21 protein-coding genes, 5 pseudogenes and 1 riboswitch are annotated in these 25897 nt (G+C 69.8%); of the genes and pseudogenes, 11 read left to right on the top strand and 15 right to left on the bottom strand.

Features of this window, described 5'->3' with window-relative positions:
* Nucleotides 1-203: 203 nt before the first annotated feature.
* Nucleotides 204-1175, bottom strand: coding sequence for a WXG100-like domain-containing protein (locus Prum_RS25865; protein ID WP_173078854.1), 972 nt, complete (start codon nucleotides 1173-1175; stop codon nucleotides 204-206).
* A 149-nt stretch (nucleotides 1176-1324) separates the two neighbouring features.
* On the opposite strand from Prum_RS25865, the pseudogene Prum_RS25870 reads away from it, so the two are divergent.
* Nucleotides 1325-2852: pseudogene (locus Prum_RS25870) on the top strand (MFS transporter).
* A 23-nt stretch (nucleotides 2853-2875) separates the two neighbouring features.
* Here Prum_RS25870 and Prum_RS25875 read toward each other — a convergent pair.
* The 7 genes and pseudogenes from Prum_RS25875 to Prum_RS25900 all read right to left on the bottom strand — a co-directional run bounded on the left by Prum_RS25875 (nucleotide 2876) and on the right by Prum_RS25900 (nucleotide 9841).
* Entirely contained in the window at nucleotides 2876-4480 is a 1605-nt protein-coding gene (locus tag Prum_RS25875) for a glycoside hydrolase family 13 protein (RefSeq protein WP_173078855.1), read from the bottom strand.
* A 5-nt stretch (nucleotides 4481-4485) separates the two neighbouring features.
* Nucleotides 4486-4932 (bottom strand): annotated as a pseudogene (locus tag Prum_RS55180) (substrate-binding domain-containing protein); the annotation flags it as partial.
* Nucleotides 4842-5504: pseudogene (locus Prum_RS25880) on the bottom strand (LacI family DNA-binding transcriptional regulator); the annotation flags it as partial. The pseudogenes Prum_RS55180 and Prum_RS25880, both read right to left, overlap by 91 nt.
* A gap of 67 nt (nucleotides 5505-5571) precedes the next feature.
* Nucleotides 5572-6534, bottom strand: a complete 963-nt coding sequence (locus Prum_RS25885; protein WP_173078856.1) for a carbohydrate ABC transporter permease — start codon at nucleotides 6532-6534, stop codon at nucleotides 5572-5574.
* 1 nt (nucleotide 6535) lies between these two features.
* Nucleotides 6536-7555, bottom strand: coding sequence for a carbohydrate ABC transporter permease (locus Prum_RS25890; RefSeq protein ID WP_173078857.1), 1020 nt, complete (start codon nucleotides 7553-7555; stop codon nucleotides 6536-6538).
* Between the two features lie 92 nt (nucleotides 7556-7647).
* Nucleotides 7648-8990: pseudogene (locus tag Prum_RS25895) on the bottom strand (ABC transporter substrate-binding protein).
* 131 nt (nucleotides 8991-9121) lie between these two features.
* Entirely contained in the window at nucleotides 9122-9841 is a 720-nt protein-coding gene (locus Prum_RS25900) for an HD domain-containing protein (RefSeq protein WP_173078858.1), read from the bottom strand.
* Nucleotides 9842-10228: 387 nt separating this feature from the next.
* Between Prum_RS25900 and Prum_RS55885 the strand changes: the two genes are divergently transcribed.
* A complete protein-coding gene (locus Prum_RS55885) occupies nucleotides 10229-10732 on the top strand; it encodes a M23 family metallopeptidase (RefSeq protein WP_503826943.1) in 504 nt (167 codons plus the stop codon).
* 245 nt (nucleotides 10733-10977) lie between these two features.
* Here the strand turns inward: Prum_RS55885 and Prum_RS25910 are convergent, their stop codons facing one another.
* The 3 genes from Prum_RS25910 to Prum_RS25920 all read right to left on the bottom strand — a co-directional run bounded on the left by Prum_RS25910 (nucleotide 10978) and on the right by Prum_RS25920 (nucleotide 12666).
* Nucleotides 10978-11628, bottom strand: a complete 651-nt coding sequence (locus Prum_RS25910; RefSeq protein ID WP_246278098.1) for an MHYT domain-containing protein — start codon at nucleotides 11626-11628, stop codon at nucleotides 10978-10980.
* Nucleotides 11629-11747: 119 nt separating this feature from the next.
* Nucleotides 11748-11891 carry a GPGG-motif small membrane protein gene (locus Prum_RS25915; RefSeq protein ID WP_173078859.1) on the bottom strand — a complete coding sequence of 48 codons (144 nt, stop codon included), beginning with the start codon at nucleotides 11889-11891 and terminating at the stop codon, nucleotides 11748-11750.
* A gap of 40 nt (nucleotides 11892-11931) precedes the next feature.
* The gene (locus tag Prum_RS25920) at nucleotides 11932-12666 is read right to left on the bottom strand and encodes a SigB/SigF/SigG family RNA polymerase sigma factor (RefSeq protein ID WP_173084148.1); all 735 of its coding nucleotides are present in this window, start codon (nucleotides 12664-12666) and stop codon (nucleotides 11932-11934) included.
* A 168-nt stretch (nucleotides 12667-12834) separates the two neighbouring features.
* Between Prum_RS25920 and Prum_RS25925 the strand changes: the two genes are divergently transcribed.
* Complete coding sequence (locus Prum_RS25925) at nucleotides 12835-13479, top strand: dTMP kinase (RefSeq protein ID WP_173078860.1); 645 nt, start codon at nucleotides 12835-12837, stop codon at nucleotides 13477-13479.
* Here the strand turns inward: Prum_RS25925 and Prum_RS25930 are convergent.
* Complete coding sequence (locus Prum_RS25930; protein WP_173078861.1) at nucleotides 13464-14207, bottom strand: SDR family NAD(P)-dependent oxidoreductase; 744 nt, start codon at nucleotides 14205-14207, stop codon at nucleotides 13464-13466. The genes Prum_RS25925 and Prum_RS25930 overlap by 16 nt on opposite strands.
* 159 nt (nucleotides 14208-14366) lie before the next feature.
* On the opposite strand from Prum_RS25930, the gene Prum_RS25935 reads away from it, so the two are divergent.
* From Prum_RS25935 to Prum_RS25945, 3 genes are all read left to right on the top strand, one after another.
* Nucleotides 14367-15284, top strand: coding sequence for a MurR/RpiR family transcriptional regulator (locus tag Prum_RS25935; RefSeq protein WP_173078862.1), 918 nt, complete (start codon nucleotides 14367-14369; stop codon nucleotides 15282-15284).
* A 16-nt stretch (nucleotides 15285-15300) separates the two neighbouring features.
* Nucleotides 15301-16215: an N-acetylmuramic acid 6-phosphate etherase gene (locus Prum_RS25940; RefSeq protein WP_246278099.1), complete on the top strand. Its 915-nt coding sequence runs from the start codon at nucleotides 15301-15303 to the stop codon at nucleotides 16213-16215.
* 353 nt (nucleotides 16216-16568) lie between these two features.
* Nucleotides 16569-17570 carry a sigma-70 family RNA polymerase sigma factor gene (locus Prum_RS25945; RefSeq protein ID WP_173078863.1) on the top strand — a complete coding sequence of 334 codons (1002 nt, stop codon included), beginning with the start codon at nucleotides 16569-16571 and terminating at the stop codon, nucleotides 17568-17570.
* A gap of 61 nt (nucleotides 17571-17631) precedes the next feature.
* Here the strand turns inward: Prum_RS25945 and Prum_RS25950 are convergent, their stop codons facing one another.
* From Prum_RS25950 to Prum_RS25960, 3 genes and pseudogenes are all read right to left on the bottom strand, one after another.
* Complete coding sequence (locus Prum_RS25950) at nucleotides 17632-18150, bottom strand: Uma2 family endonuclease (RefSeq protein ID WP_173078864.1); 519 nt, start codon at nucleotides 18148-18150, stop codon at nucleotides 17632-17634.
* Between the two features lie 67 nt (nucleotides 18151-18217).
* Nucleotides 18218-19102, bottom strand: coding sequence for a DNA-3-methyladenine glycosylase family protein (locus Prum_RS25955; protein ID WP_173078865.1), 885 nt, complete (start codon nucleotides 19100-19102; stop codon nucleotides 18218-18220).
* A 116-nt stretch (nucleotides 19103-19218) separates the two neighbouring features.
* A pseudogene (locus Prum_RS25960) lies at nucleotides 19219-20174 on the bottom strand (C40 family peptidase).
* Nucleotides 20175-20183: 9 nt separating this feature from the next.
* Nucleotides 20184-20335, bottom strand: a riboswitch (cyclic di-AMP (ydaO/yuaA leader).
* Between the two features lie 187 nt (nucleotides 20336-20522).
* On the opposite strand from Prum_RS25960, the gene Prum_RS25965 reads away from it, so the two are divergent.
* Genes Prum_RS25965 through Prum_RS25985 form a run of 5 tightly spaced genes read left to right on the top strand, consistent with a single transcriptional unit; the run spans nucleotide 20523 to nucleotide 25881 of the window.
* The gene (locus Prum_RS25965; RefSeq protein WP_173078866.1) at nucleotides 20523-21296 is read left to right on the top strand and encodes an ABC transporter ATP-binding protein; all 774 of its coding nucleotides are present in this window, start codon (nucleotides 20523-20525) and stop codon (nucleotides 21294-21296) included.
* Entirely contained in the window at nucleotides 21293-22063 is a 771-nt protein-coding gene (locus Prum_RS25970; protein WP_173078867.1) for an ABC transporter ATP-binding protein, read from the top strand. Before Prum_RS25965 ends, Prum_RS25970 begins: the two co-directional genes overlap by 4 nt.
* Complete coding sequence (locus Prum_RS25975; RefSeq protein WP_173078868.1) at nucleotides 22060-23907, top strand: AMP-dependent synthetase/ligase; 1848 nt, start codon at nucleotides 22060-22062, stop codon at nucleotides 23905-23907. Before Prum_RS25970 ends, Prum_RS25975 begins: the two co-directional genes overlap by 4 nt.
* Nucleotides 23900-24784, top strand: a complete 885-nt coding sequence (locus Prum_RS25980) for a branched-chain amino acid ABC transporter permease (RefSeq protein WP_173078869.1) — start codon at nucleotides 23900-23902, stop codon at nucleotides 24782-24784. Before Prum_RS25975 ends, Prum_RS25980 begins: the two co-directional genes overlap by 8 nt.
* A complete protein-coding gene (locus tag Prum_RS25985) occupies nucleotides 24781-25881 on the top strand; it encodes a branched-chain amino acid ABC transporter permease (RefSeq protein ID WP_173078870.1) in 1101 nt (366 codons plus the stop codon). Before Prum_RS25980 ends, Prum_RS25985 begins: the two co-directional genes overlap by 4 nt.
* Nucleotides 25882-25897 lie beyond the last annotated feature (16 nt).

A 25897-nucleotide genomic window follows, 5' to 3' on the forward strand; every position in this document is an offset into this window, starting at 1 on the left:
GCCGCCCTCGCCGAGGTGGGAGGGGGCCAGCGTCGGCGCGCCCGCCGCGCCGGGCAGGTCCACCCGAGCCCCGTCGCCCAGCGAGTTGGGCAGCCCCGCGGGCGCGGGCGCGTCGACCCGGCCGCCGAAGAGGTTGACGTCCCCGCGCCAGGCGGCGAGGTCCGCGCGCAGGCCGGCCCGGCCGTACCCGCCGAAGTCTGTGATCATCGCGCCGAAGAGGGCGGCGGGGTCAGCCCGTGCGCGACGTTTCCCCAGGTCATTCCGCTGTAAAGGCCGTTTCGCTGGGCCCACTCGCGGCCGCCGAAGGCGTCGATCAGGCTGTCCCGGCCGATCTGGAGCATGTTGCTGCCGGCCTGGCCGCCCATGAACGCGAGCCCGCCGGCGAGCCGGTTGTTGATGCCCATTTGCAGAGGGCCGCCGAGGGCGCCGGAGATGAAGCCGTCGACCATCTCCCGGGCGAACCGGCCGGCGAAGTCCTCGGTGAACGGGTCGTGCCCCTCCAGGGCCTGGATCAGCGTGATCGTGCCCTTGGAGACTCCCATGAAGCCGGCGTACATCAGGCCGCCGCGCAGCGCGGCGCGGCCGGCACCGCGCCAGCCGGCCTGGATCGTGCGCCGGATGGCGGCCTTGATGGTCTGCTGCCACATCCGCTGCAGCAGGAACTTCATCCCCTGAACGATGGCTATCCGGAAGCCGACGACCGCGCCGCCCCCGATGACGGCACCGATGCCGGTCCACGCCGTGAGCAGGAGCTGAACCAGGGCGATGCCCGCCATGATCAGGTTGATGATCGCCATGTAGACGGCTGCTTCGATCTCCAGCGCCTTGCCGTGGACGGACGTCTGCATGGCGCTGATGGCTTCGGTCATGCCGACCAGCTGCTCCTGGTACGCCTGGAGCTCGGCGTGCACCACCGCGGCCGCGCCGTCGCCCTGCCACACGGTCAGGTCCGTGATGTACGGCGACAGCTCGTCAAGGTGGTCGGCGTACAGCTCGACGGCGTCGGCGTACGCGTCGGAGAGGTCGAAGAGCCGCTCATGGTCCGCCTCGGGAAACATGAGGACCATCTCGACGAAGAACGTGCCGGCGCCCGGAATCCAGTCGTTCAAGCTCATGAAGAACTCGCGGAGTTGCTGCAGCGCGGTCTGCGTCTCGCCGCTCCCGCCTGGTGGCACGTCCCCTACCCCGCCTCCGGTCGCCCGCTCCCCGTGGCCATTGTAGGTAGCCGATTCCTCTAGGGCGCGTCTGGTGGATCTTTGTGGGGCTGCGGCGGGCCCAGACGGCGACCAGCGGCACCGGGCGAAAGGCCACATACAACACCGGTATGCGACCTTCCGCCCGGCACCACCGGACGCCGCCTGGACCTCGCCTCGCACCCACAAGATCCACCAGACGCGCCCTAGATCCGCCAGGGCTTAGGGTCCGGGCATGGGAAGCGGCGGTCGCGGGCACCGGATCTACAGCGTCGTGGTGTTCGTCATCCTGGCCTCGCTCGACAACGTGGCGATCGGGCTGGTCCCCCGCTGTACGGCAGCGTCAGCGACTCGCTGGACGTGCCGGAGAGCGCGATCGGCCTGGTCACCGCCGTGTCGTTCCTGGTCAGCGCGGTCGCGGCGGTCGGTTGGGCGTACACCGGCGACCGCACGAACCGCAAGCCGCTGCTGATGGTCGGCACGCTGCTCTGGGCGGCCGGCACGGCCGGCACCGGCCTGTCCGGCGGGTACGCGGCGTTCTTCGCCGCCCAGGTGCTGGCCGCGATCGGCCTGGGCGCGGTCGCCTCGGTGGGCTTCTCCGTGGTCAGCGACCTCATCTCGCCCCGCCGGCGCGGCCTGGTCATGAGCTTCTGGGGCCTGTCGCAGGGGATCGGCACGCTCGCCGGCGTGCTGGTCGGTGGCCTGCTCGGGCGTGCCGACTGGCGGCTGCCGTTCTTCGTGCTCACCGCGGTCGGGCTGGTCGCCACGCTGGCGTACGCCTTCACGTACGACGTCCGGCGCGGGCAGAGCGACGCGGAGCTGGCCGGTGCGCTCGCGGGCGGCGGCGAGTACGACTACCGGATCAGCCGCGCCGACCTGCCGGTGATCCTCGGCCGGCGGACCAACGTGTGGCTGGTGCTGCAAGGGCTGACCGCGCAGGTCGCGTTCGGCTCGCTGGTGTGGCTGCCGGTGCTCTTCCGGGAGCGGGCCGAGACCCAGGGGTACAGCGAGGACACCGCGATTGTGGTCGGCAGCATCTTCGCCACGCTCTTCCAGCTCGGCGGGGCGCTGTCGATCGTGGGTGGCCTGGTCGGCGACCGGCTGCAGCGGCGTACCCCGAGAGGCAGAGCCCTGGTCGCGGCGGTGGGCATCCTCGCGGCGGTGCCCCTGTACCTGGTGTTGTTCTCCGTCCCGATCCGCATCGACGTGCCCGACGGCGCCGGGACCGGCGCGGTGGTCCGGGGCGTGCTGGGCAGCGTGGTGACCGAGCCGACGGTGGGGCTGAGCCTGCTCATCGCGCTGGTGGCGCTCGCGCTGACCTCGGCGAACTCGCCGAACTGGTTCGCGCTGATCGCCGACGTCAACCCGCCCGAGCACCGGGGCACCGTCTACAGCCTGGGCAACCTGACCAACGGGGTCGGCCGGGCGGTGGGCAACGGCCTGGTCGGGGTGGTGTTCCGGGCGTTGCAGGGGCCGTTCCCGCCGCCGCTGAACTATGCGCTCGGGCTGGCCGCGTTCCAGCTCTTCTTCGTGCCGACCGGGATCATGTACTGGCTAGCCTCGCGCACCTCACCCCGCGACATCGCCGACGTACACCAACTCCTCGCGCAGCGCGCCGAAGATGCAAGGAAGGGCACCTTGTTATTCAAAAAGCGATAACAAGGTGCCCTTCCTTGCATCTCTCAGACCGCCCAGACGGTGGCGTCCTGGGGGACGCGGCCATCGCCGTCGAGGGGGGCGCTGGTCAGCAGCGGGGTCAGGCCGGCGGGCAGGTCGGCCGGGGTGGCACCGAAGTTGGTCAGCACGAACAGGTCGCCGTTGCGGAAGGCGAGCACGTCGTCTGGCGCCTCGGCCCAGGTCAGCGTCCCCAGGCCGAGGCCGCGCTCGGCGCGCAGCCGCAGCGCCGCCCGGTACAGCTCGTACGTCGAGCCGGGCACGCCGCGCTGGCGGTCCAGGGCCAGCTCGGCCCAGACCTCCGGTTGGGGCAGCCAGCTCGCGGCGGTCGGCCCGAAGCCGTACGACGGCGCGTCCGCCTCCCACGGGATCGGCACCCGGCAGCCGTCGCGGCCCTTCTCCTCCCCATCGGTACGGACGTACGTCGGGTCCTGCCGCACCTCGTCCGGAATCGTGGTGTGCTCCGGCAGGCCCAGCTCCTCGCCCTGGTAGAGGTAGGCGGAGCCGGGCAGGGCCAGCATCAGCAGGGTGGCGGCGCGGGCCCGGCGCAGGCCCACCACGTTGTCCGGCTGGGGGTCGTCGGCGCCGATGCCGCGCGGGCGCCGGGTGCCCACCGGCAGCCCGAGGCGGGACGCATGGCGGATCACGTCGTGGTTGGAGAGCACCCAGGTCGTCGGTGCGCCGACCGCGGCGTCGGCGGCCAGCGACCGGGTGATCACGGCGCGCTGGGCCGACTCGGTCCAGAACGCTTCCAGGTACTCGAAGTTGAACGCCTGGTGCATCTCGTCGGGCCGCACGTACGCGGCGAGCCGTTCCGCGGGCGACACCCACGCCTCGGCCACCAGGACCCGGTCCCCGGGGTACGCGTCGACCACCCGCCGCCAGCTGCGGTAGATCTCGTGCACGCCGTCCTGGTCCCACATCGGCGGCCGGATGCCCTCGGTGCCCGGGCCGGTGAGCGGCTCGACCGGGTAGTGCCAGTCGGCGAGGTCGGCCTGCTTGATCAGCCCGTGCGCCACGTCGACGCGGAAGCCGTCGACCCCGCGGTCGAGCCAGAAGCGCAGGATGTCGATGAACTCGGCGCGCACCTCGGGGTGGTCCCAGTTGAGGTCGGGCTGGCCGGGGTCGAACAGGTGCAGGTACCACTCGCCGTCCGGCACCTGGGTCCAGGCCGGGCCGCCGAACACGCTCTGCCAGTTGTTGGGCTTGTCGGGGCGGAACACGTAGCGGGCCCGCTCCGGGCTGCCCGGTCCGGCCTCGACCGCCGCGCGGAACCACGCGTGCTGGTCGGAGGTGTGGTTGGGCACCAGGTCGACGATCACCCGCAGGCCGCGCTCACGGGCCGCGGCGAGGAGCTTGTCCGCGTCCTCCAGGCTCCCGAAGATCGGGTCTACTCCCTGGTAGTCGGCCACGTCGTACCCGGCGTCGGCCTGCGGCGACGGGTAGAAGGGGGACAGCCACACCGCGTCCACGCCCAGCTCGACGAGGTGGTCCAGCCGGGCTGTGATGCCGGGCAGGTCGCCGATGCCGTCACCGTTCGAGTCGGCGAAGGAGCGGGGGTAAACCTGGTAGATCACCGCGTGGCGCCACCAGTCAGACGTCTGCTCAGACATGGGTCCTAGTGTGCCCGAGGCGGGCCGGTGGATTCGCGAACGATCAGGCGTGTAGGCAGGATCACGGTCTCGGTTACCGAGGGGTCGCCTTGGGTCAGTGGCCCGAGGAGCGTGGCCACCGCGAGCCGGCCTTGATCGGCGGCGGGCTGGGCGACCGTGGTGAGCCCCACCACACCGGCCAGGTCGTGGTCGTCGATGCCGATCACGCTCACGTCGTCCGGCACCCGCAGCCCGGCCTGGCGCAGCGCGGCCATGGCGCCCATGGCCATCTCGTCGCAGGCCGCGAAGACGGCGGTGGGGCGGGGCCGCGGCGTAGCAGCTCGGCGACCGCGCGCTCGCCGCCGGAGACGGTGAACTCGGCCTCCACGTCCAGCGCCGGGTCCGGCTCGATCCCCGCGATCCGCAGCGCTTCCCGGTAGCCGCGCCGGCGGTCGATGTGGGTGGTGAAGGCCAGCTCGTCGGACGGGTCGCCGGAGATGTGGGCGACGCGCCGGTGGCCCTGCTCGATCAGGTAGCTGGTGGCGGTGCAGGCGGCGGCGACGTCGTCGATGCGGATGCTGGGCCACCCCGGCACGCCGGTGCCGGAGCTGACCGTGACCCCGGGCAGGGCCAGGTTGGTGACCGCGGCGAAGTCCGGCCCCTGAAGCGGCGTGGCCACCAGCACGAGCGCGTCCACCCGCTTGTGCAGGGCGGCGGTGTGCAGCAACCGCTGCCGCTCGTGCTCGCTGCCGCCCAGGTTGTGCAGCAGCAGGTCGTACCCGGCCTGGTGCAGGGCGTCCTCGGCGGCCTCCACCACGGTGGCGAAGAACCACCGGGTGATCCGCGGTACGACGACCGCGACCGCGCCGGTCTTGCCCCCGGCCAGCCGGGAGGCGCTCGGGGAGGCGGTGTAACCGAGCTTGGCGGCCGCCGCCAGCACCCGGTCACGGGTCGACTCGGAGACGGTCGGCAGGCCGCGCAGCGCCCGGGAAACGGTGGCCGTCGATACGCCGGCCAGCCGCGCGACATCGTCGATTCTCGTCATGCGGCACCCTCCGTCGCTTCGCCGTTGTGGCGGGCGACCGTGGGTCACCCGCCACAAACGACGTGCCTCAGCCCTTCACGCTGCCCGTGAGGAGGCCGCGAACGAAGTACCGCTGCAGGGACAGGAAGACGATCAGCGGGACGACGATCGACACGAACGCGCCGGAGGTCAACCGTTGCCACTCGTTGCCTCTGGTGCCGGCCAGCTCCGCCAGCCGTACCGTCAATGGTGCCGTTTCATCCCCACCGCCCGCGAAGATCAGCGCGACCAGCAGGTCGTTCCACACCCAGAGGAACTGGAAGATGGTCAGCGAGGCGAGCGCCGGCGTGATGAGCGGCAGCACAATCGTGCGGAAGATCTTCGCGTGGCTGGCGCCGTCGACCCGGGCCGCCTCCATCAGCTCGCCGGGCAGCTGCGACACGAAGTTGTGCAGCAGGAACACGGCGAACGGCAGGGCGAAGCAGGTGTGCGCGAACCACACCTGGATGAACTTCTGCTCGTCCTCCAGTTGCCACGCCGGCATCAGCGTGATGCCGCCGAGCGAGACGCCGCGGGAGAAGAAGCTCAGCAGCGGCACGAGTGCCATCTGCAGCGGGACGATCTGCAGGGCGAAGATGCCGATGTAGACCCACTCCCGGCCGCGGAAGTTGATCCACGAGAGCGCGTACGCGGCCATCGCGGCGAACGCGACGGGGAAGAGCACCGACGGGATCGTGATGACGATCGAGTTGACGAAGTAGTTGGCGAGCTGGCCGGACGAGGCGGACTGGCCGAAGAGCACCTCGTTGTAGTTGTCCAGCGTCAGCTGCGGATCGCTGAAGAACGTCCACCAGCCGGTGGTCTTGATCGCGTCCTCGGGGCGCAGGGACGAGATGAACAGCCCGAACGTGGGCACCGTCCACAGCAGCGCGATGAGGATCGAGACGACGGTGGCCGCGCGGGTGTTGAGCCGGCGGCGCACCCGACCCGCGACGGTCTTGGGCATCGGCTCGGCGCTCGTGCCGGGCAGGACCGGAGTGGTGGTAGCCATGTCAGCCCTCCCGCTGCCGGCGCAGGTTGCGGATCTGGAAGATGACGATCGGGATCACGAGGATGAACAGGAACACGGCCAGCGCCGAGCCCTGCCCGACCTGCTGATACCGGAACGCCTGGTTGTACATCTCCAGCGCGATCACGTTGGTGTCGTAGTTGCCGTTCGTCATGGTCCGCACGATGTCGAAGATCTTCATCGTGGCGACCGTGATGGCGACCACCACGACGATCAGCGCCGGCCGGATGCTCGGCATCGTGACCCGCCAGAACATCTGCCAGGCGGTGACGCCGTCCAGCCGGGCCGCCTCGACGATGTCGGCCGGGATCGCCTTGATCGCCGCGGACAGGATCACCATGGCGAAGCCCGCCTGGATCCAGACCATCACGGCGATCAGCAACAGCGTGTTGAGCGGCGAGTCGAGCAGCCACTGCTGCGGCGTGCCGCCCAGCCACACCACGATCTGGTTGAGCAGACCGATCTGGTCCTGCTCCTCCGACCGGTACGCGTAGACGAACTTCCAGATGATGCTCGCGCCGACGAACGAGATCGCCACCGGCAGGAAGATCAGCGACTTGGCGACCGACTCGAAGCGGGCCTTGTCGACCAGGACGGCGTAGAGCAGCCCGACCGAGGTGGCCACCAGCGGCACCAGCACCACCCACAGCAGGCTGTTCCACAGCACGCCGAGGATGCCGTCGTCGGTGACCATCCAGCCGTAGTTCTCCAACCCGACCCAATCCGTGCTGCCACCGTTCTTGAACGACAGCAGGGTGGTCCGGACCAGCGGCACGACCAGCCCGATCGCGAGCAGCATCAGGACCGGCAGCAGGAAGATGAGCGCGAACCCCCACTCGCGCGACTTCCCGACGCGCCCGGAGGGCGGTGCGGGTATCTCGCCGGCCGCGATCGCGAGCAGTTGGCGCTCGCGCCGGCGGGCGAAGTACGTGGGTACGACGTCAAGCAGTAAAAGCAGCCCACCGACGACCACGACGAACGCGACGAGGCCGTACACAAGCACGGTGAGCTTGGGGAAATATCCGCGAAGTCCATCCGCCCTCCCGAGGGGATCGGCCGGCCCGACCTGGCAAGTCGGACCGGCCGCCTAACTTCTTACTTCCAGGAACTCTCGACGGTCGAGAGCGTGCTGGCGGTGTCCTTGCCGTTGATCCAGTCGACCATGCCCTTCCACAGGGTGCCCGCGCCGACCGCCGACGGCATCAGGTCCGAGCCGTCGAAGCGCAGGACCTTGGTCTTGTCCTGGAGGATCTGGACCGACAGCTTGTCGATCGGGTTAGCGAAATTGTTGAGGTCCGCGCCCCGGTTGCCGGAGACCCAGTTGCCGAGCTTGGCCCGGCTGTTGGCGTACTCGGGCGTGGCCAGGTAGTTCTGCACCGCCTGGACCTCGGGCCGGTCGGCGAAGGCGACCGTGAACTCGCCGGCCGCGAGCACGGGCTCACCCTTGCTCGGGTCGACCGCCGGGAAGTAGAACGCGAACACGTCGCCGTCCTCGGCCACCTTGGTGCCCTCTGGCCACTGGTTGGCGTAGAAGGACGCCTGGCGGTGCATGAAGCACTTGTTGTCCAGGATCGGCAGGCCGCCTTCCTGGAACGACGTCGTGGAGATGCTCTTCACGCCGCCGTAGCCGCCGTTGACGAACTTGTCGTTCTTGAGGATCTCACCGGCCTTGTTGAGTGCCTCGGCGACCTTCGGGTCGTTGAACGGAATCTGGTGAGTGACCCACTGGTCGTAGACCTCGGGCGTCTGCGTGCGCAGCATGAGGTCTTCCAGCCAGTCGGTGGCCGGCCAGCCGGTGGCGTCACCGGACTCGATGCCCGCGCACCACGGCTTCGTCCCGCTGTCGGCGATCTTGTTGCTCAGGGAGATCAGCTCGTCCCAGGTCTTCGGGACCTGGTAGCCCTTCTCCGAGAACGCCTTGGGGAGTACCACACGAAGGACTTCACGTTGGAGCCGAGCGGCGCCCCGTAGAAGGTGCCGTTGACGGTGCTGTACTTCAACCAGTCGGCCGGGTAGTTGGCCTCGGCCGAGGACTTCGTGTCGGCCGGAGCCGCCTTGAGCTTGCCGGCGTTCGCGAAGGTCGCGAGCAGGCCCGGCTGCGGGATGAAGGCGATGTCCGGCGCGTTGCCGCCGTCCACGCGCACCTGCAGCTGCGCCTCGAACTCGCCGCTGCCTTCGTAGTCAATCTCAATGCCGGTGCAGTCCACGAACGACTTCCAGGACTGCTCCAGCAGGTCGGCCTCGGCGTCGCGGATGGACGCGTAGATCGTGACCTTCTTGCCGTCGTTGCCGCTGTACTTGTCAAAGGCGGCGCACTCCGCCGAGCTTCCGGTGCCACTTCCATTGTCGTCGCCATCTCCGCACGCGGTGGCGCTGAGCGCCAGCCCGACCACGGTGGCGATCACGAAGGCTTGGCGTCGTCTGGGAAAGACCGCCATGCCGTCCTCCTTCCTCGCCGGCACGCCGATAGCCGCCTGGCCCTCGTGCCGGTCCCGACTTGGGGCGTCTACACATGTAAGCGCTTGCACGGATCTTTAGTCCAGGCTTTCCGGTAAGGAAGCCGTAACGATTAGGAAACGTTGGAAGCGCTCCCATGATCATCGAGGATAGTCGAAAACCGTTCCTCGGCAAGGTCCAATTGGCCAAGAATATGCGCTTTTGCCGCGCCGGATAGCGGCGTGTCCGCCCGCCGCATCAGCTCCCGGAACACCGGCACCAACGGCCGGTACTTGATCGCTGAGCTGCGCACCTTCGGCCCCGTGGTGTGGATGACGCCCACGCCGTTGTCGGTGAAGTCGGACACCTTGATCACCCGTGCCCAGGGGTCCCGGTCGAGGCTCTCCGCCACGTGTGCGCGGTACTGCTCGTGTTTGTCGCGCGCCGGGTCGTACTCCGGGTTGGTCACCGCCCGGACCAGGTCGGCCACCCGCGGGTTGAACCGCCGGGCCAGCTCGGCGAGCGCCGCCTCGGTCCCGCCGCCGAGCTCGTCGGGGTGGTCTTCGACGGCGTCGTGCAGCAGCGCCGCCACGACCACGTCGACGTCGTCGACGCCGTAGTGCGACATGATCCGGATGGCCACCCGGAGCAGGTGGTTGAGGTAGGGCTCGCGGACCCGGCGATCGTCGCGGTGCAGCTCCGCGGCCAGGTCCAGCGCCGCCGCCAGACGTTCTTGATCTGGTACGCCGAAGCGGGCGACTTCCAGGGCGAAGCGTTGCCGGAGGCCGGTCTCGCCGTACACCTCGGTGATCGCGTGCAACGGCATGGATCGCAGGAACGGCGGCGGCGACATGGCGCCTAGGTATACCGGATCGCGCTAATTTCCGCCGCCTCTCTTTCGCGTACTGAAGCTTTCTGTCAAACTCCGGCTCGGGGTGGAAGGATTCCGACATTGGAGGAACTGGATGACCCGACGGGTACTCAGCTTGCTCGCCGCAGCCGCCGCCGTGGCCGCCGCGGTGCTCGTGCAAGCCGGCTCAGCACAGGCCGCTCCCACGTTCAAGGTGCCGTTCCCCTGTGGACAGGCGTGGTCCGGCCAGACCCGTAGCGACCACAGTCCCGCGTACGCCATCGACTTCAACCGCACCGACGACGTGGGCGACCCGGTCGTGGCCAGCGCCCCGGCACCGTCGACCGGGTCACCGACCTGGGCGGCACGAGCTACGGCAAGTACGTCCGCATCAACCACGGCAGCGGCTACACCACGTACTACGCGCACCTGTCCGCGTTCAACGTCTCCGTTGGACAGACGGTCGGCTACGGCTCCGTCATCGGCTACGTCGGCACCACCGGCGGCTCCACCGGCCCGCACCTGCACTTCGAGCAGCGCCTGGACGGCAGCGACATCCAGATCCGCTTCAACGGCGCGCTCGCGCTGTACTGGGGCACCAAGACGTACACCAGCGACAATGCCTGCTCAGGCAGCAACACCGGCTCGGGCACGGTCAACACGGCTGGCTCGCCGCTGACCGTCCGATCTGGACCGGGCACGAGCTACACGGCGGTCGGCACGGTGGCCGACGGCGCGACCGTCACCATCTACTGCCAGACCACCGGCACCACGGTGACCGGCACGTACGGCACCAGCAACATCTGGGACCGCATCGGCACCGGCCGGTTCGTGTCCGACGCGTACGTCTACACCGGCTACGACGGCTTCATCCCCAGCGTCCCGCGCTGCTGACCACGTGCGCGTGGCGCTCGTGTGCGCCGCCGCGCTCGTGTAGGCCGCGCCTGCCCCAATAGGGCTCCCTCTTCCCGTCCACGCGGGAACAGGGGAGCGCTCTTGGGGATTGAGCGCCCAAACGGCTGCCCTTTTGGCGCGCGGGGAGGGGTAGTCGTCGGTGAACTCCTCCTCCGTCATCGCCTGCAGCGCGCTGAGCGCGACACCGACCAGGGCGGTCGCGGTGAGCAGCGTGATCGGGACGATCAGGAGCGAGGTGGTGATCCCTCGACCGGCGTCTCACCGGGCAGCGACAGGTACACCCGCATCGCCGCCATCCCGGTGTAGTGCATGCCGCAGACGGCGATGCCCATGATGACCGCGGCGGCGATGATCGCTCGCCAACCCTTGATGGTGACGGTGAACCACAGCGCCGTGGTCGCCGCCACCACCGCGATCACCGCGGACGCGGCGACCAGCCCCGGGTCGTACTCGATGCGGCCGGACACCCGGACGGCGGCCATGCCGGTGTAGTGCATGACGAGGACGCCGGCGCCGGTCAGGAGCCCGCCCCCGGCGATCCGGAGCGTGGTCCGCGGGCCGTGCCCGACGATGAAGAGCCCGACCCCGACGGTGGCGATCGCGATGACCAGGCTGAAGGCGGTGAGCCACGGGTTGTACCGGACCGGGCTGTCGGGCACGTCGAAGCCGAGCATCGCGGTGAAGTGCATGAGCCAGATGGCGGCACCGCCGATGGTGATGGCGGCGAGGACCAGCCAGCGGGCCCGCCGGCCAGGTGTAGGGGCCGCCCGCGCCCGGGTCGTGCAGACCAGGCCGAGCAGCGATCCGAGGAACGAGATTATGTACGCCACGACGGGGTTGACCGCGCCGTAGGTCAGGTGGTGTATCTCAGCCACGTACGAATTGCGCCACGAAAGCGGCTGACCAGGGCGGACAGGCTGTGCGAAACAGTTGATCAGGGAGCCGGGAAAACCCGACTCCCTGATCGATCGTTTGATTCGGGGGTTTTGGGGGTTTACGTGAAGATGCTGACGCCGCCCGGGCCGACGAGAAACCCGATGATGATGAGGACGATGCCCCACAGGACCTGCCGGCGGAAGAGCGCCAGGACGCCGGCGACCACCAGTACCACCGCGAGAATCCACAGAAGAAATTCCATGGATACCGGGTACCCGTGGCGTGGTGTGCGGAAACGTGCGCTAGGCGGCGTCCTCGCCGAGGTGCCCGCGGAGCTTGGCCAGTGCACGGGCCAGCAGTCGGGACACGTGCATCTGGGACACGCCGATCTGGTCGGCGATCTGGGACTGGGTCATGTTGCCGTAGAACCGCAGCATCAGGATCCGCTGCTCGCGGCGGTCGAGGGCGGCCAGCGCCGGGCCCAGCGCGACCCGCAGCTCGGCCAGCTCGAACTCGCCGTCCTCGCTGCCGAGCAGGTCGCCCAGCTCGGTGGAGCGGTCGCCGTCGCTGGTCGGCATGGACAGCGACACCGCGTTGTACGCGCGTGCGCCCTCCAGCCCCTCCAGCACCTCTTCCTCGCTGATCCCGATGTGCCCGGCGATGTCGGCGACGGTCGGGGAGCGGCCCAGCGTCTGGAGCAGCGTGCTGGTCGCCTCGGAGATGCTCAGCCGCAGCTCCTGCAGCCGGCGCGGCACCCGGATGTCCCAGGTGCGGTCCCGGAAGTGACGCTTGATCTCACCGATGATGGTGGGGATCGCGTACGCGGCGAACTCGACGCCGCGCTCCGGGTCGAACTTGTCGACCGCCTTGATCAAACCGACCGTCGCGGTCTGGACCAGGTCTTCGATGGGCTCGCCGCGCCCGGCGAACCGGTTGGCGAGGTGCTGCGCCAGCGGCAGCCACGCCTCGATGACCTCGTCCCGTACCCGGGGCCGGGACGGGTGGTGCGCCGGCAGTGAGCCGAGCACCACCAACATGTCGCTTGCGTGCACCTGTGTCGCGGTCACGGTGGGTCCTCCCTGGTTGGGTTCCGACCTGCCGTCCGGCGGTGTGCTAACCGATCAGCTAATTCACCTTAGACCAAACGGCCCGCGAAAATCTAGCCGAAAGTACGATGTTGCGCTAGCCCGGTACCGTTGGTAATCATGGTCACTTCCGGGCCCCACCCCGCTCACCGGCGGCCTCGCGTCATCGCGCTCGTCGGTGTGGACGGCTCCGGCAAGACCACCCAGGCCCACCGGCTCGCCGGCGCGCTGACCGAGCGCGGCCTGCCGGCGACCTACTGGCAGAACGCCGGCGGGCGGCGCTGGTTCGGCCGGCTGGCGGGGCGCCTGGGCCGCCCCGACGCGCAGCGCCTGCTGGGACGCGGCGGCCTGCTCCTGGTCGAGTCGATCCTGCGCTGGCTGGCCATCGCCCGCGCGCTGGTCCGCTCCCGCCTGCGCGGCCGGGTCGCCGTGATGGATCGGTACGCGGTCTGCCAGTACGCCAGCATCCGCGCGCACGATGGCAGCCGCGCGGCCGAGCGGCTGGCCCGCCTGGCGTACGGCCTGTTTCCTCGCCCGGACGTCACGTTCTTCCTCGCGGTCGACCCCGGCGCGGCGTACCGGCGGATCGAGCTGCGCGGCGAGGACCACGAGAGCGTCGACTTCCTCGCCACGGCGGACGCGGCGTACCGGTCTTTGCCGGAGTTCGGTGCGTTCGTCGTGGTGGACGCCAACGGCACCCTCGACGAGGTGACCGCGCGGATCCAGGAGCGGCTCTTACCGGCCGCGCTCTACGCGCGCCCGTAGACCGGGATCGTCGCGCCGGTCGTCGGCGCCGACTCGTCGCCGCACAGGAAGTGGATCACCTTCGCGATGTCCGCGGGGGCCACCCACCGCGAGTGGTCGGCGTCCGGCTGCGCCTCCCGGTTGGCCGGGGTGTCGATGACGCTCGGCAGCACGGTGTTGCACCGCACGCCGCGCTGCCGGTACTCGACCGCCACCGCGTTCGCGAACGCCACTACCGCGGCCTTGGCCGTCACGTACCCCGCCGCCCCGGCGAACGGCGCCACAGCCGCCCGCGACGACACGCACACCACGGCGCCGCCGGCCGCGAGCAGGTGCGGCAGCGCGGCGTGGGTGACCAGGTAGGTGGGGCGCAGGTTGAGCGAGAGCATCCGCTCGAAATCCTCGATCGGCGTCTCGTGCACCAGCCCGCTGGCCGCGTACCCGCCGACGAGGTTGACGACGGCCCGCAGCGGCGCCGCGGGCTCGCCCGCCGCGACCGCCACCGCCGCGTCGACCGACGCCGGATCCGTCAGGTCCGCGCTCACATAGACCGCGTCACCCTCCGCCGGAGTCGCCTTCGGATCCCGATTGGAGCCGGGGCCGCGCCCGACGGCGCCCGACCTGGATTCCGCTGAGGTTTTTTTGCGCACTGGTACGACGGTGCGCCAGCCCGCCTCGATGAAAGCGGCCGTCACGGCGCCGCCGAGCCCGCCCGTACCTCCGGTCACCAGCACGCTGCGATCAGCCATTCCAGTACCGTATCGCCGACCCGGATGAGCCGAACGTGCTGCCGGAATGGCACGCTCGGATGGGCCGAGTGTCGCCCGCCGGTGCCTGCTTGGGCGTACCGTCGCAGGTACCCGAGGCCACGGTTGACGGTCCGGCCTTTCTGAAAGTAAGTTTCATCCGTGGCGAAGACGACGAAGGTTTCTGCGACCCACGAGTCGAGCGGGCTGATCGTGCACATCAGCGGCCTGCTGCCCTCGTTGTCGCCCGCCGAGCAGCGCGTCGCCCGCCTCGTCGTGGCCGATCCCGCCGACGCCGCCCGGCGTACCATCACCGACCTCGCCACCGCCGCCGAGACGTCCGAGGCCACCGTCATCCGGTTTTGCCGGTCGGTCGGCATGGAGGGCTACCCGCAGCTGCGCATCCGGCTCGCCGCTGAGGCCGCCCGCCGGATCGAGCCGCCGGACGCCCGCGTGGTCGGCGGCGACATCCCGCCCGGTGCCGACCTGGCGCAGATCATCGCCACGATCGCGTTCAACGACGCCCGCGCGGTCGAGGAGACCGCCGAGCAGCTCGACCCCGCCGTCTGCGAACAGGTCGTCGAGGCCATCAACGGGGCCGGTCGGGTGGACATCTACGGCGCCGCCGCCAGTGGCTTCGTCGCCTCCGACTTCCAGCAGAAGCTGCACCGCATCGGCCGTACGGCGTTCTACTGGTCGGACGTGCACCAGGCGCTCACCTCGGCCGCGCTGCTCGGCAAGGGCGACGTGGCGGTCGGCATCTCGCACTCCGGCACCACCTCCGACGTGGTCGAGGTGCTGCAGCAGGCCCGGGCGCGCGGGGCGACAACGGTCGCGCTGACCAACTTCCCGAGATCGCCGATCACCGAGGTGGCCGACTTCGTCCTGACGACGGCCGCCCGCGAGACCACGTACCGTTCCGGCGCCATGGCCAGCCGCCTGGCCCAACTCACGGTCATCGACTGCCTCTTCGTCGGCGTTGCCGCGCGAAACCGCGCCAAGACGCGCCGGGCATTGGAAGTCACCGCCGAGGCCGTCCAGAGCCACCGCGTCACGTCCTCCCGCCGTTCCGCGCGTTGAGCCGGGAGTTGGCTGCGTGACCATCGACAAGGCTGTGGTCCGCGTCGCCGCGCCGACCGAGCGGCGCAATCCTCGCAGCGTCGACCTCGACCTGATGTCCACTCGGGACGTTCTCGGCGTGATCAACGAGGCCGACCGGACGGTGCCGGCCGCGGTGGCCGGGGTCCTCGACGAGATCACCGCCGCAGTCGAGTTGGCTGTCGCCGCGATCCGTGGCGGGCACCGGGTGCACTACTTCGGCGCGGGCACGTCCGGCCGGGTCGGTGTGATCGACGTCGCGGAGCTGCCGCCGACGTTCAACTCCCCGGACGACTGGTTCTGTGCCCACCTGGCCGGCGGCGACGAGGCGATGTTCCGGGCCGTCGAGGACGCCGAGGACGACGTGGACGCCGGTGCGCGCGAGGCGGCCGGCTGTGTCCGCCCCGGCGACCTGGTGGTCGGGCTGGCGGCGAGCGGGCGTACGCCGTACGTCCTGGGCGCGCTGCGCTCGGCGCGGACGATCGGCGCCCGCGGCGTGCTGGTGGCGGCCGACCCGGAGGCGGCGGCGGCCACCGAGGTCGACGTCTTCATCGGGATGGACACCGGGCCCGAGGTGGTCACCGGCTCCACCCGGATGAAGGCGGCCACCGCGCAGAAGCTCGTCCTGAACGCGTTCTCCACCGCGGTGATGGTCCGCCTCGGCCGGGTCTACTCCAACCTCATGATCGACATGGTGGCCACGAACGCGAAGCTGCGTGGCCGGATGATCTCGATCCTGATCGAGGCGACCGGGATGGACGAAGAGCTCTGCCGCCGCGCCCTCGCCGACGCGAACGGCGACCTGAAGACCGCTCTCGTGGCGCTCGTTTCCGGGGCGGGTGTCGCCGATTCCCGAGCCGCGTTGGCGCGCTCGGCCGGACAGGTCCGAGGCGCGCTGTCGCTTTTGAGTTAGCGCGCCCATCGCCCGGGTAATCCTTGATCTGACAGTGAACCGCCTACGGCGTACGTGCGTACTGTGAAGTGACGAGGATCGCAGACAGGTAGTGACCCGGATCGCTGTGGAGGCTGGAGCCCGGATGTTCTCATTATTCGGGCGAAGTATGCGCAGCGTCCGCGCAATCCGCCCCTAGGTCGGACTCCGAAGCCCTGATGAGGGACAGTGCACAGCAACTATGCACCGCACTCTCAGCTAGTACACAGGCATTCGTGACACTTTCGACTCAGGAGACGGAATCCCTTACGCGTCTCATCTGTTGTGTAGGTGTCAGCACCGCGGGGCAGAGCGGAAGTTACGGGGGAGGGCTGATGAACGTGGGGACCGCAAGGAACAGGGCAACTGGGGCGAGCGAGGGGATCGTGAGCAACGTGGAAAGCAATGTGGTGATGCGCACGGACGAGGTCGCCGAGGAGCGCGACCTGGTCGGCGTCTACCTGCACGAGATCTCCCGCACGCCACTGCTCGACGCCGCCACCGAGGTCGACCTCTCTAAGGCCATCGAGGCCGGGCTGTACGCCGAGCACCTGCTCGACGAGGGCCAGATCCCGAAGGGCGTGGGCCGCGAGGAGCTGGAGCGCCTCGTCATCGAGGGCGAGCGCGCCAAGGACCTCTTCATCCGGGCCAACCTCCGGCTGGTCGTCTCGATCGCCCGCCGGTACGTCCGGTCCGGCATGCCGATGCTCGACCTGATCCAGGAGGGCAACACCGGCCTGGTGCGCGCCGTCGAAAAGTTCGACTACGAGCGCGGGTTCAAGTTCTCGACGTACGCGACGTGGTGGATCCGCCAGGCCATCAGCCGGGCGATCGCCCAGCAGGAGCGCACCGTCCGGCTGCCCGTGCACCTGGTCGAAGACGTCAACCGGATGCGCAACGTCGCCCGGCAGCTCACCCGCGAGCTCGGCTCCGACCCGGAGCCGGAGCAGATCGCGGTGGCGCTCGGCGTGCCGGTCGAGCGGGTCCACGAGCTGGTCCGCTGGTCGCAGGACACGGTGTCGCTCGACACCCCGGTCGGCGACGACGGCGACACCAACCTCGGCGACCTGGTGGCCGACAGTGACGCCCCGTCTCCGGAAGAGGTCGTGCTGACCGCACTGGAGCGGCAGCGCATCGAGGGCCTGCTCAACCACCTCGACGACCGGTCCGCCGGCATCATGCGCGCCCGGTACGGCCTGGAGGACGGGCGGGAGCACTCGCTGACCGAGGTCGCGTCGCGCTTCTCCCTCTCCCGGGAGCGGATCCGGCAGCTCGAGATCCAGGCGCTGGGCCGGCTCCGCGAGCTGGCTCGGGCCGAGGGCCTGCAGGCCGCGTAACTCTCCCCACTCGTACCGCGAACGGCCGGCGTCCCCCAGGGCGCCGGCCGTTTTGTGACAGTCAGGAGAGCCCGCGCTCTTCCAACTCGGCGAGCGTGGCCTGACTGGTAACGACGTAGGTGTTCGCGTCGGCCTTCAGCTCGTGCATCGTGATCAAGGCGTTCTTCTTGTCACCCTCGATGGGCTCCGCGAGCCAGTAGCCAGGGATGCCCCTCTCGGCGTACCACTGGGTGTCGCGGTCCTTGCCGTCGGAGCCTGGCGACCACACCTCGACGACGAGCGCGATCGCGGCGGCGAGATGCCAGGTGACGTCCCAGTCCTCCGGCTCCGCGTTGAACACTGCCACGTCGGGCACGCGCGTATCGCGCACGGTGTTGAGGACACCGACCTGCTGCGACGCGATACGGTTCGCAGCGCGGAGAAGGTTACAAATCCTTCTCTCGATCTCCTGGTGCCAGAACCTGGCCGGCGACATGATCAACAAACTCCCGTCGTGCAGCTCGTAGCGCAGCTCGGGCGGCAGATCCTTGATGGCGTCGACCGTCCAAACCTCGACGGCCGGCAGGTGCAGTGTGACCACGTCGCCCTCCTCCGGGATTACCCAACAGCGTAGGGCGGCGTGGTGCGAGACGACCACAGACGTGGTGTTATGCGGCCACGGGGAGCGGCTCGGCGACCCAGGACGACGCGGTGCGAGCGTAGTAGGCCCACCAGCCGACCCAGCGGCCGTAGTGCGCGCGCAACTCGGCGGGACCGGGCGGGGTCTCGCCGTACACCGCGCGGGCGGCTGCCTCGAACTGCGCCATGCCCAGCGGTGCGTCGTCGGGGCGGCCGAGGACCCGCAGCAGCAGTGCCTGGGCGGTGAACTCGCCGATCCCCGGCACGGCGAGGAGTGCCTTGCGCACCTCGTCGTACGCCCCGGTGTGCAGCCACTCCTCGTCGAGCGCGGCCACCCCGGCCACCACGGTGCGGAGCCGGTCGGCGCGTTGCCGGTTGCCGGCGTACCCGATCAGCTCCGCGTCGCCGAGCGCGCCGATGGTGGCCAGCGACGGGAAGGCGACGTGGTCGACGCCGTCCACCGTGAGCCGTGGGCCGAGCTCGGCGGCGATGCGGCGCTTGCGGGCGGTCGCGTACCACTGGGTGCTGCGTTGGGTCAGGGTGAAGTAGACGGTGCCCTCGGCGAGCGAGGCGAAGCGCACCTGGTGCAGGCCGTGGGCGGCCCGGACGACGTGCGCCATCGGGCCGTCCCGCTCGGCGCTGGCGAGGAAGCCCGACATGTCGTCGTCGAGGCTCAGCCACCGCGAGACGGCGCGCTCGATCTCCGCCCGCTCCTCGCGCGCGAGCGCCCGACCGGAGTGGACGCCAAGCGAGAGGTCGGGCCCGAGCTCGGCGACGACCGCCTCCGCGCCGAGGCGGAACGCCTTGCGCACCCGCCCCCCAACGACCTGGTGACCACCGGCGGAAGGCGCAAACCCAGCAAGCGCCCGCAGCGACATCTCGAACGAGTACGGCTCAGCAACACGGATACTCATGCGCTGAGCCTGAACCCGAGGTGTGACACTCCCCGCCTCCCGACGGCGATCTTGGAGTTATCAGGTTCAGATGTCCGGTATGGAACCTGACAACTCCAAGATCAACGGGGATTGCCTTAGCGGACGCGCCCGTAGCCGTACGGGGTCATCATGTCGACCGTCGAGAGCTTGACACTCTCGCCGGGCTGGGGGCGTGGATGACCTTGCCGCTGCCCACGTAGATGGCCACGTGTCCCAGGTCGCTGTAGAAGACCAGGTCGCCGGGTTGCAGGGAGCCGCGGCCGATGTGCGCCACCACGTCCCACTGCATGGCGGCGTTGTGCGGCAGCGTCTTGCCGGCCGCCTTCCAGGCCGCGAGCGTCAGCCCCGAGCAGTCGTACCCGTCCGGACCGTCGGCCGCCCAGACGTACGGCGTACCGATGGCGTTGTAGGCGAACCGCACGGCCACGCCCGCCTTGCCGGAGACGGACGGGATGGTCCCGGTGTACGAGCCGCTGGACGACGTGGCCGAGCCGTACGCCTTCTGGCGCATCTCGTAGAGCTTGGCCAGGTCGGCCTCGATCTTCTTCTTGCCGGCCGCCAACTCCTTGAGCTGCGCGGTCTGCTTGGCCTCGGTGGTGTCCAGGTTCGCCTTCTCATCGGCGTACTGCCGCTGAGCCGCCGTGTAGCCGGCGACCTGCTCCTGCCGGTCCCGGGCGAGCTGGTCCAGCATGCCCAGGCGGTCGATGAGCGGGCCGCTGCCGTCCAGCAGCGCGCTCGCCTCGCCCACCTGACCGGTCCGGTACGCCACGGCCGCCATCTGCCCGACGTCGGCGCCGGCCTTCGCGACCTGCTGCTCCAGCGGGGCCATCTTGGCGGCCAGCGCGGCCGAGGCGGCCTTGGTGTCCTTGAGCTGCTCGTTGAGCTTGTTGTAGGACTCGACGACCTTTTCCAGCTCGGTCGACGACTTGTTGATCTGCTGGGTCAGCTCACTCGCCGACGGCTCGGCCTGGGCGGCCGTGGCCGGCACGGTCAGCCCGATTCCGAGTCCGACCAGCACGAGGGCGCGCAGCAGCTTTCGCGCGGGGGACAAACGCGAACCCTTCTTCCGCAACGCCGCCTACCGAGTTAGCTGACGGGTTCGGGCGGGAAGAACGCCCTTCCGCGCGTGGCGCGGATTCACCCCATTACTCGAGTTGGGTCCCCGGTTCGCTTACGGACAGTGATCATCCAGCGATTCGGCGGCACCGGGCCGGTGCCACCCGGGGGATGACTGACGACCGGACCAGCGGCTCCAACCTAACGTGATCATCGGGCAGGTGAAAGTGCTGGTCGGATGAATTACTGACGGTGACCAACCGAGACCAAACCGTCGCTTGACCTAGCTGTGAGGTTTAGTTAAATGATCGGTAACTTGTGACGTGAAACACAGGAGCCGCCGATGCTCCAGGTGCAGAACCTCGAGGTTGTCTACGACGACGTGATGCTGGTCCTGCGCGGTGTGAGCGTGGCGGTGCCGCCGGGTGGCATCGTCGCCCTCCTCGGCGCCAACGGCGCGGGCAAGACCACCCTCCTGCGGGCGATCACCGGCCTGCTCGACGTGCACGACGGCGAGGTGACCAAGGGCTCGGTGACCCTGGACGGCGAGCCCGTCCACCACCTCCGCCCGGCGGCCCTCGTCCGGCGCGGCATCTGCCAGGTGATGGAGGGGCGGCGGATCTTCGCGGAGCTGACCGTCGAGGAGAACCTCCGCATCGGCGGCCACACCAGCCCGCGGACCATCAAGGCGCGCATGGAGGACGTCCTGACGCTCTTCCCGGTCCTGGCCGAGCGCCGGCGGCGCACCGCCGGCTACCTGTCCGGCGGCGAGCAGCAGATGCTCGCGATGGGCCGCGCGCTCATGGCCGAGCCCCGCTATCTGCTGCTCGACGAGCCCAGCCTCGGCCTGGCGCCGCGCCTGGTGGAGCAGGTGCGCGGGCTCATCGTCGAGATCAACAAGCGGGGCACCGGCGTCCTGCTGGTCGAGCAGAACGCCACCATGGCGCTGTCCATCGCGGCGCACGGCTACGTCCTGGAGACCGGCAAGGTGGTCCTCGACAAGCCGGCCGACCAGCTGCTGGCCGACGAGGACATCCGGGAGTTCTACCTCGGACTCACCCGGGAGAGCTTTCGCGACGTCAAACACTACAAGCGGCGGAAGCGGTGGCTCTCGTGACGATTCTGGAGTGCCACGACCTGCGGCTCGGCTTCGCCGGCGTCAAGGCCATCGACGGGGTGAGCTTCAGCGTCGGGCGCCGGGAGCTCTTCGCCATCATCGGGCCCAACGGCGCCGGCAAGACCTCCATCTTCAACGTGCTCTCCGGCGTGTACCGCCCGCAGTCCGGCCGCGTCGTCTTCGACGGCACCGACATCGCCGGCAAGCGGCCGCACGCCATCGCCGCCCAGGGCATGGCCCGCACGTTCCAGAACGTCGAGCTCTTCGCGAACCTCACCGTCCTGGACAACCTGATGCTCGGACGGCACAACCACATCCGGTACGGGCCGCTGTCCGCGATCGCGTGGCTCGGGCGGGCCCGGCGGGAGGAACTGGCCAGCCGGGCCGCCATCGAGACCATTGTGGACTTTCTCGAACTGGAGCAGTGGCGGCGCCTGCCGGTCGGTTTGCTGCCCTACGGCGTACAGAAACGGGTCGAGCTCGGCCGGGCGCTCGCCATGGAACCCAAGCTGCTGCTGCTCGACGAGCCGGTCGGCGGCATGAACCGCGAGGAGACCGAGGACATGGCCCGCTTCATCCTCGACATCCGCGACGAACTCGACATCCCCATCCTGCTCGTGGAGCACGACATGGGTCTCGTGATGGACCTCGCCGACCGGGTGCTGGTGGTCGACTTCGGGAGGCCGATCGCCACCGGCGCGCCGGCCGAGATCCAGCACGACCCCGACGTCATCCGCGCCTACCTCGGGGAGGTGCAGCCCACATGACGGCGACGACCCAGACCCGCACGGCCACGACCATCGCTTCCCGGGTACGCGACCACGCGCTCGCCGGTCCACATCGGATCGCCATGCGGGAGAAGGACTTCGGCATCTGGCAGGAGGTGAGCTGGGCCGACTACTGGGACACCGTGCAGACCGTCGCGCACGCGCTGCTGGCCCTCGGCGTACAGCCGGGCGACCGGGTCGCGATCCACTCCGAGAACCGCCGGGAGTGGCTGTACGCCGACGTGGCGACCGTGGCGGTGCGCGGCACCACGGTGGGGCTGTATCCGACCAACCCGGCACCCGAGGTCGGCTACCTGCTCTCGCACTCGGGCGCCCGGGTGCTCATCGCCGAGGACCAGGAGCAGGTGGACAAGGCGCTGGCCGTACTCGACGAGTGTCCCGACCTGGAACGGATCGTGTACCTGGAGCCGCGCGGCATCCGCCATCGGTACCACCACCCCAAGCTGCTGTGCTGGGACGACCTCGTCCTGCTCGGGGTGGCCCACCGGGACGCCAACCCGGACGCGGTGGCCGAGCGGATGGCCGCCGCCCGGTCCGACGACATCGCCACGCTCATCTACACCTCCGGCACCACCGGGCCGCCCAAGGGCGCCATGCTGTCGGTGTCCAACGTGGACTTCGCGATCAGCGTGCTGGTGGACGCCGGCGGCTTCACCTCGCCGCCGCCCAGCCCGGCCGACCTGCTGCTGTCGTACCTGCCGCTGTGCCATGTCGCCGAGCGCATCTTCACGACGTGGTTCAGCGCGGGGGCGGCGGTGCAGATCAACTTCGCCGAGTCCATCGCGACCATCCAGGCCAACCTGCGGGAGGTCCAGCCCACCATCCTTTTCGGCGTGCCGCGGATCTGGGAGAAGATCCTGGCCGGGGTCACCATCAGGCTGGCGAGCGCGTCCCCGCTCAAGCGGCTGAACGCCCGGCTGTGGCTGCGGGTGGCCGACCGGATCGGGGCCACGCTGGTGCGTACCGAGGGCAACCACACGCTCGGCACCCGGCTGGCGTACGCGGCCGGCTGGCTCTTCTTCTTCCGCGCGTTGCGGGAGCGGATGGGCGTCGGCCGGGTGCGGTACGCCGCCTCGGGTGCCGCGCCGATCGCGCCGGACGTGCTCCGCTTCTTCATGGGCATCGGCGTGCCCATGCACGAGGTGTACGGCATGACCGAGAACACCGCGATCGCCACCGCCAACCGGCCCGGTCGCGTCAAGCTCGGCACGGTCGGCGAGCCGCAGGACGGCGTGGAACTACGCCTCGACGAGGAGACCGGCGAGATCCTCACCCGGCACCCGGGCAACTTCGTCGGCTACTTCCGCGATCCGGCCGCCACCGCGGCGGCCATGACCGAGGACGGCTGGCTGCGCACCGGCGACATCGGCGAATGGGTCGGCGGCACCCACGTCAAGATCACTGACCGGGCCAAGGACATCATCATCACCGCGGGCGGCAAGAACATCGCGCCCTCCGAGATCGAGAACGCCCTGAAGGCGTCGCCGTACGTCAAGGAGGCCGTCGTCATCGGCGACCGCCGGCCGTACCTGACCGCCCTCATCGGGATCGAGCTGGACACGGTCGGCGAGTGGGCGCAGCGGCGAAACCTCGCGTACACCACGTACCGCGACCTGTCCCACAAGCCGGAGGTGCTCGCGCTCGTGCGGTCCATCGTGGACGGTGTGAACGCCCGGTACTCCACGGTGGAGCAGGTCAAGACGTTCACCATGCTGCCCAAGGAGCTCGACCACGAGGACGGCGAGCTGACCGCCACGCAGAAGGTGAAGCGGGCCGCGATCGCCGAGCTCTTCGCCGACCAGGTGGAGGAGATGTATGGCTGAACTGACCGAGGCCGTCCTGCGCGGGTTGGGCACCGGCAGCGTCTACGCCTTGCTCGCCCTCGGGTTCGTCATCATCTACAAGGCCACGCGTGTGATCAGCTTCGCCCAGCCGGCGTTCATGCTCGCCGGCGTCACGCTCGTCACGTACCTGGTCCTGGAGGTGAGCTTCTGGGTCGCGGTGCCGGTCGCCGCCGTACTCACCGGGCTGCTCGCCCTCGGCGTGGAGCGGGTGGCGGTGCGGCCGATGGTCGGCCGGCCGGCGTTCATCGTCGCCATCATCACGCTCGGCGTCGACGTCGCGGTCCGGGTCGTCGTGAACGCCTTTATCGGCCTGGACGTGCGCAACGTGCTCGACCCGTGGGGGCTGCGCACGGTGGGCCTCGGCGGCGTCGAGATGCAGCAGCGGCACCTGGCCGCGTTCCTGACCACCGCGTTCCTCGTCGCCGCGCTGTTCGCGTTCTTCCGCTTCACCCGGATGGGCCTGGCGATGCGGGCCGCCGCGTACGACCAGGAGGTGGCCCTCGCCATGGGCGTCTCCGTGGGCACGGTGTTCGCGCTGTCCTGGGCGCTGGCGGGCGGGCTGGCCGCGGTCGCGGGCACGTTCGCCGCCGCCGGGTCCAGTGTGGACGCCGCGCTCTGGCTGATCGCGCTGACCGCCCTGCCGGTCATCATCCTCGGCGGGCTGGACTCGCTGCCCGGCGCGGTCATCGGCGGGCTCGCCGTGGGCGTGCTGCAGGAACTGGCCGCCACGTACCAGCACCACGTGTCCTGGCTCGGCGGCAACGTCTCGGTCATCACCCCGTACGTGCTGATGTTCGTCGTGCTGCTGGTGCGCCCCTACGGACTGTTCGGCACCAGAGAGGTGGAACGGGTATGAGGGGGCGGCCGCTGCTCTACACGTCGTACGCCAGCGAGATGGCGCTGCTCAACACGCGTACCAAGAAGGTGTGGTTCGCCGCGTTGCTGGCGCTGGCGGCCGTGTTGCCGTTCCTGCTCACCGACGACATCCTGCAACTGCTCGCCGTGTGCTGCGTCGCCGCGATCGGCGCGATCGGGCTCGGCCTCGTCACCGGGTACGCCGGCCAGATCTCGCTCGGGCACGCGTTCTTCCTCGCGATCGGCGCGTACACCGGGGCCGCCATCAGCGGTGATCCGGACGGCCGCGCGATCGGTCTCGGGGTGACCAACCTGCTGGTCTGGCTGCCCGCGGCCGGCCTGGTCGCCGCGGCGGCCGGGGTGCTCGTGGCGCCGCTCGCCACCCGCCTGCGCGGGCTGTACCTGGCGATCGTCACGCTCGGCCTGGTCTTCATCGGGCAGCACATTTTCAACGAGTGGTCGGCGTTGACCGGCGGGGTGGGCGTCGGGCGGCCGGCGGCCACGCTGGAGGTCTTCGGCTACCAGCTCGCGGTGACGGACGCGTACGCCACCAAGGACCAGAAGCTCTTCTGGCTCATGCTCCTCCTGCTGCTGATCTTCGCGCTCGCCGCCCGCAACCTGGCCCGCTCGAAGGTGGGCCGGGCGTTCACGGCGATCCGCGACCGCGACATCGCGGCCGGCGTGATCGGCGTCAACCTGGCCCGGTACAAGACGATCGCGTTCGCGGTGTCGTCGTTCTACGCCGGGTGCGCGGGGGCGCTGCTCTACACGGTGAGCGGGTTCTTCGACCCGAGCTCGTTCAGCCTGCTGCTGTCGGTGCAGTACATCGCGATGGTGCTCATCGGCGGGGCCGGCACGATCTCCGGCGCGATCGCCGGGGCGTTTTTCATCACTCTGCTGCCCCGGCTCACCCGGGAGTTGCAGGCGTGGGTGCCGTTCATCAGCACCCAGCCGAACGAGGTGCCCAACGTCTTCCAGGTGGAGACGATCCTCTACGGCGCACTCATCATCGTCTTCCTCATCTTCGAGCCGCGGGGCCTGTTCGGGCTCTGGGTGCGTGCCCGCAATTACTGGAAGGCGTGGCCGTTCTCGTACTGACCTTGTGAGGGTTAGC

The organism is Phytohabitans rumicis (assembly GCF_011764445.1).
GTDB lineage: Bacteria > Actinomycetota > Actinomycetes > Mycobacteriales > Micromonosporaceae > Phytohabitans > Phytohabitans rumicis.

Coding starts and splice junctions, on each gene's coding strand:
- Prum_RS25925 (WP_173078860.1), top strand. CDS start 12,835: ATGGTCACTTCCGGGCCCCACCCCGCTCACCGGCGGCCTCGCGTCATC.
- Prum_RS25955 (WP_173078865.1), bottom strand. CDS start 19,102: ATGAGTATCCGTGTTGCTGAGCCGTACTCGTTCGAGATGTCGCTGCGG.
- Prum_RS25945 (WP_173078863.1), top strand. CDS start 16,569: ATGAACGTGGGGACCGCAAGGAACAGGGCAACTGGGGCGAGCGAGGGG.
- Prum_RS25915 (WP_173078859.1), bottom strand. CDS start 11,891: ATGGAATTTCTTCTGTGGATTCTCGCGGTGGTACTGGTGGTCGCCGGC.
- Prum_RS25900 (WP_173078858.1), bottom strand. CDS start 9,841: ATGTCGCCGCCGCCGTTCCTGCGATCCATGCCGTTGCACGCGATCACC.
- Prum_RS25930 (WP_173078861.1), bottom strand. CDS start 14,207: ATGGCTGATCGCAGCGTGCTGGTGACCGGAGGTACGGGCGGGCTCGGC.
- Prum_RS25875 (WP_173078855.1), bottom strand. CDS start 4,480: ATGTCTGAGCAGACGTCTGACTGGTGGCGCCACGCGGTGATCTACCAG.
- Prum_RS25980 (WP_173078869.1), top strand. CDS start 23,900: ATGGCTGAACTGACCGAGGCCGTCCTGCGCGGGTTGGGCACCGGCAGC.
- Prum_RS25975 (WP_173078868.1), top strand. CDS start 22,060: ATGACGGCGACGACCCAGACCCGCACGGCCACGACCATCGCTTCCCGG.
- Prum_RS25965 (WP_173078866.1), top strand. CDS start 20,523: ATGCTCCAGGTGCAGAACCTCGAGGTTGTCTACGACGACGTGATGCTG.
- Prum_RS25985 (WP_173078870.1), top strand. CDS start 24,781: ATGAGGGGGCGGCCGCTGCTCTACACGTCGTACGCCAGCGAGATGGCG.
- Prum_RS25885 (WP_173078856.1), bottom strand. CDS start 6,534: ATGGCTACCACCACTCCGGTCCTGCCCGGCACGAGCGCCGAGCCGATG.
- Prum_RS25920 (WP_173084148.1), bottom strand. CDS start 12,666: ATGTTGGTGGTGCTCGGCTCACTGCCGGCGCACCACCCGTCCCGGCCC.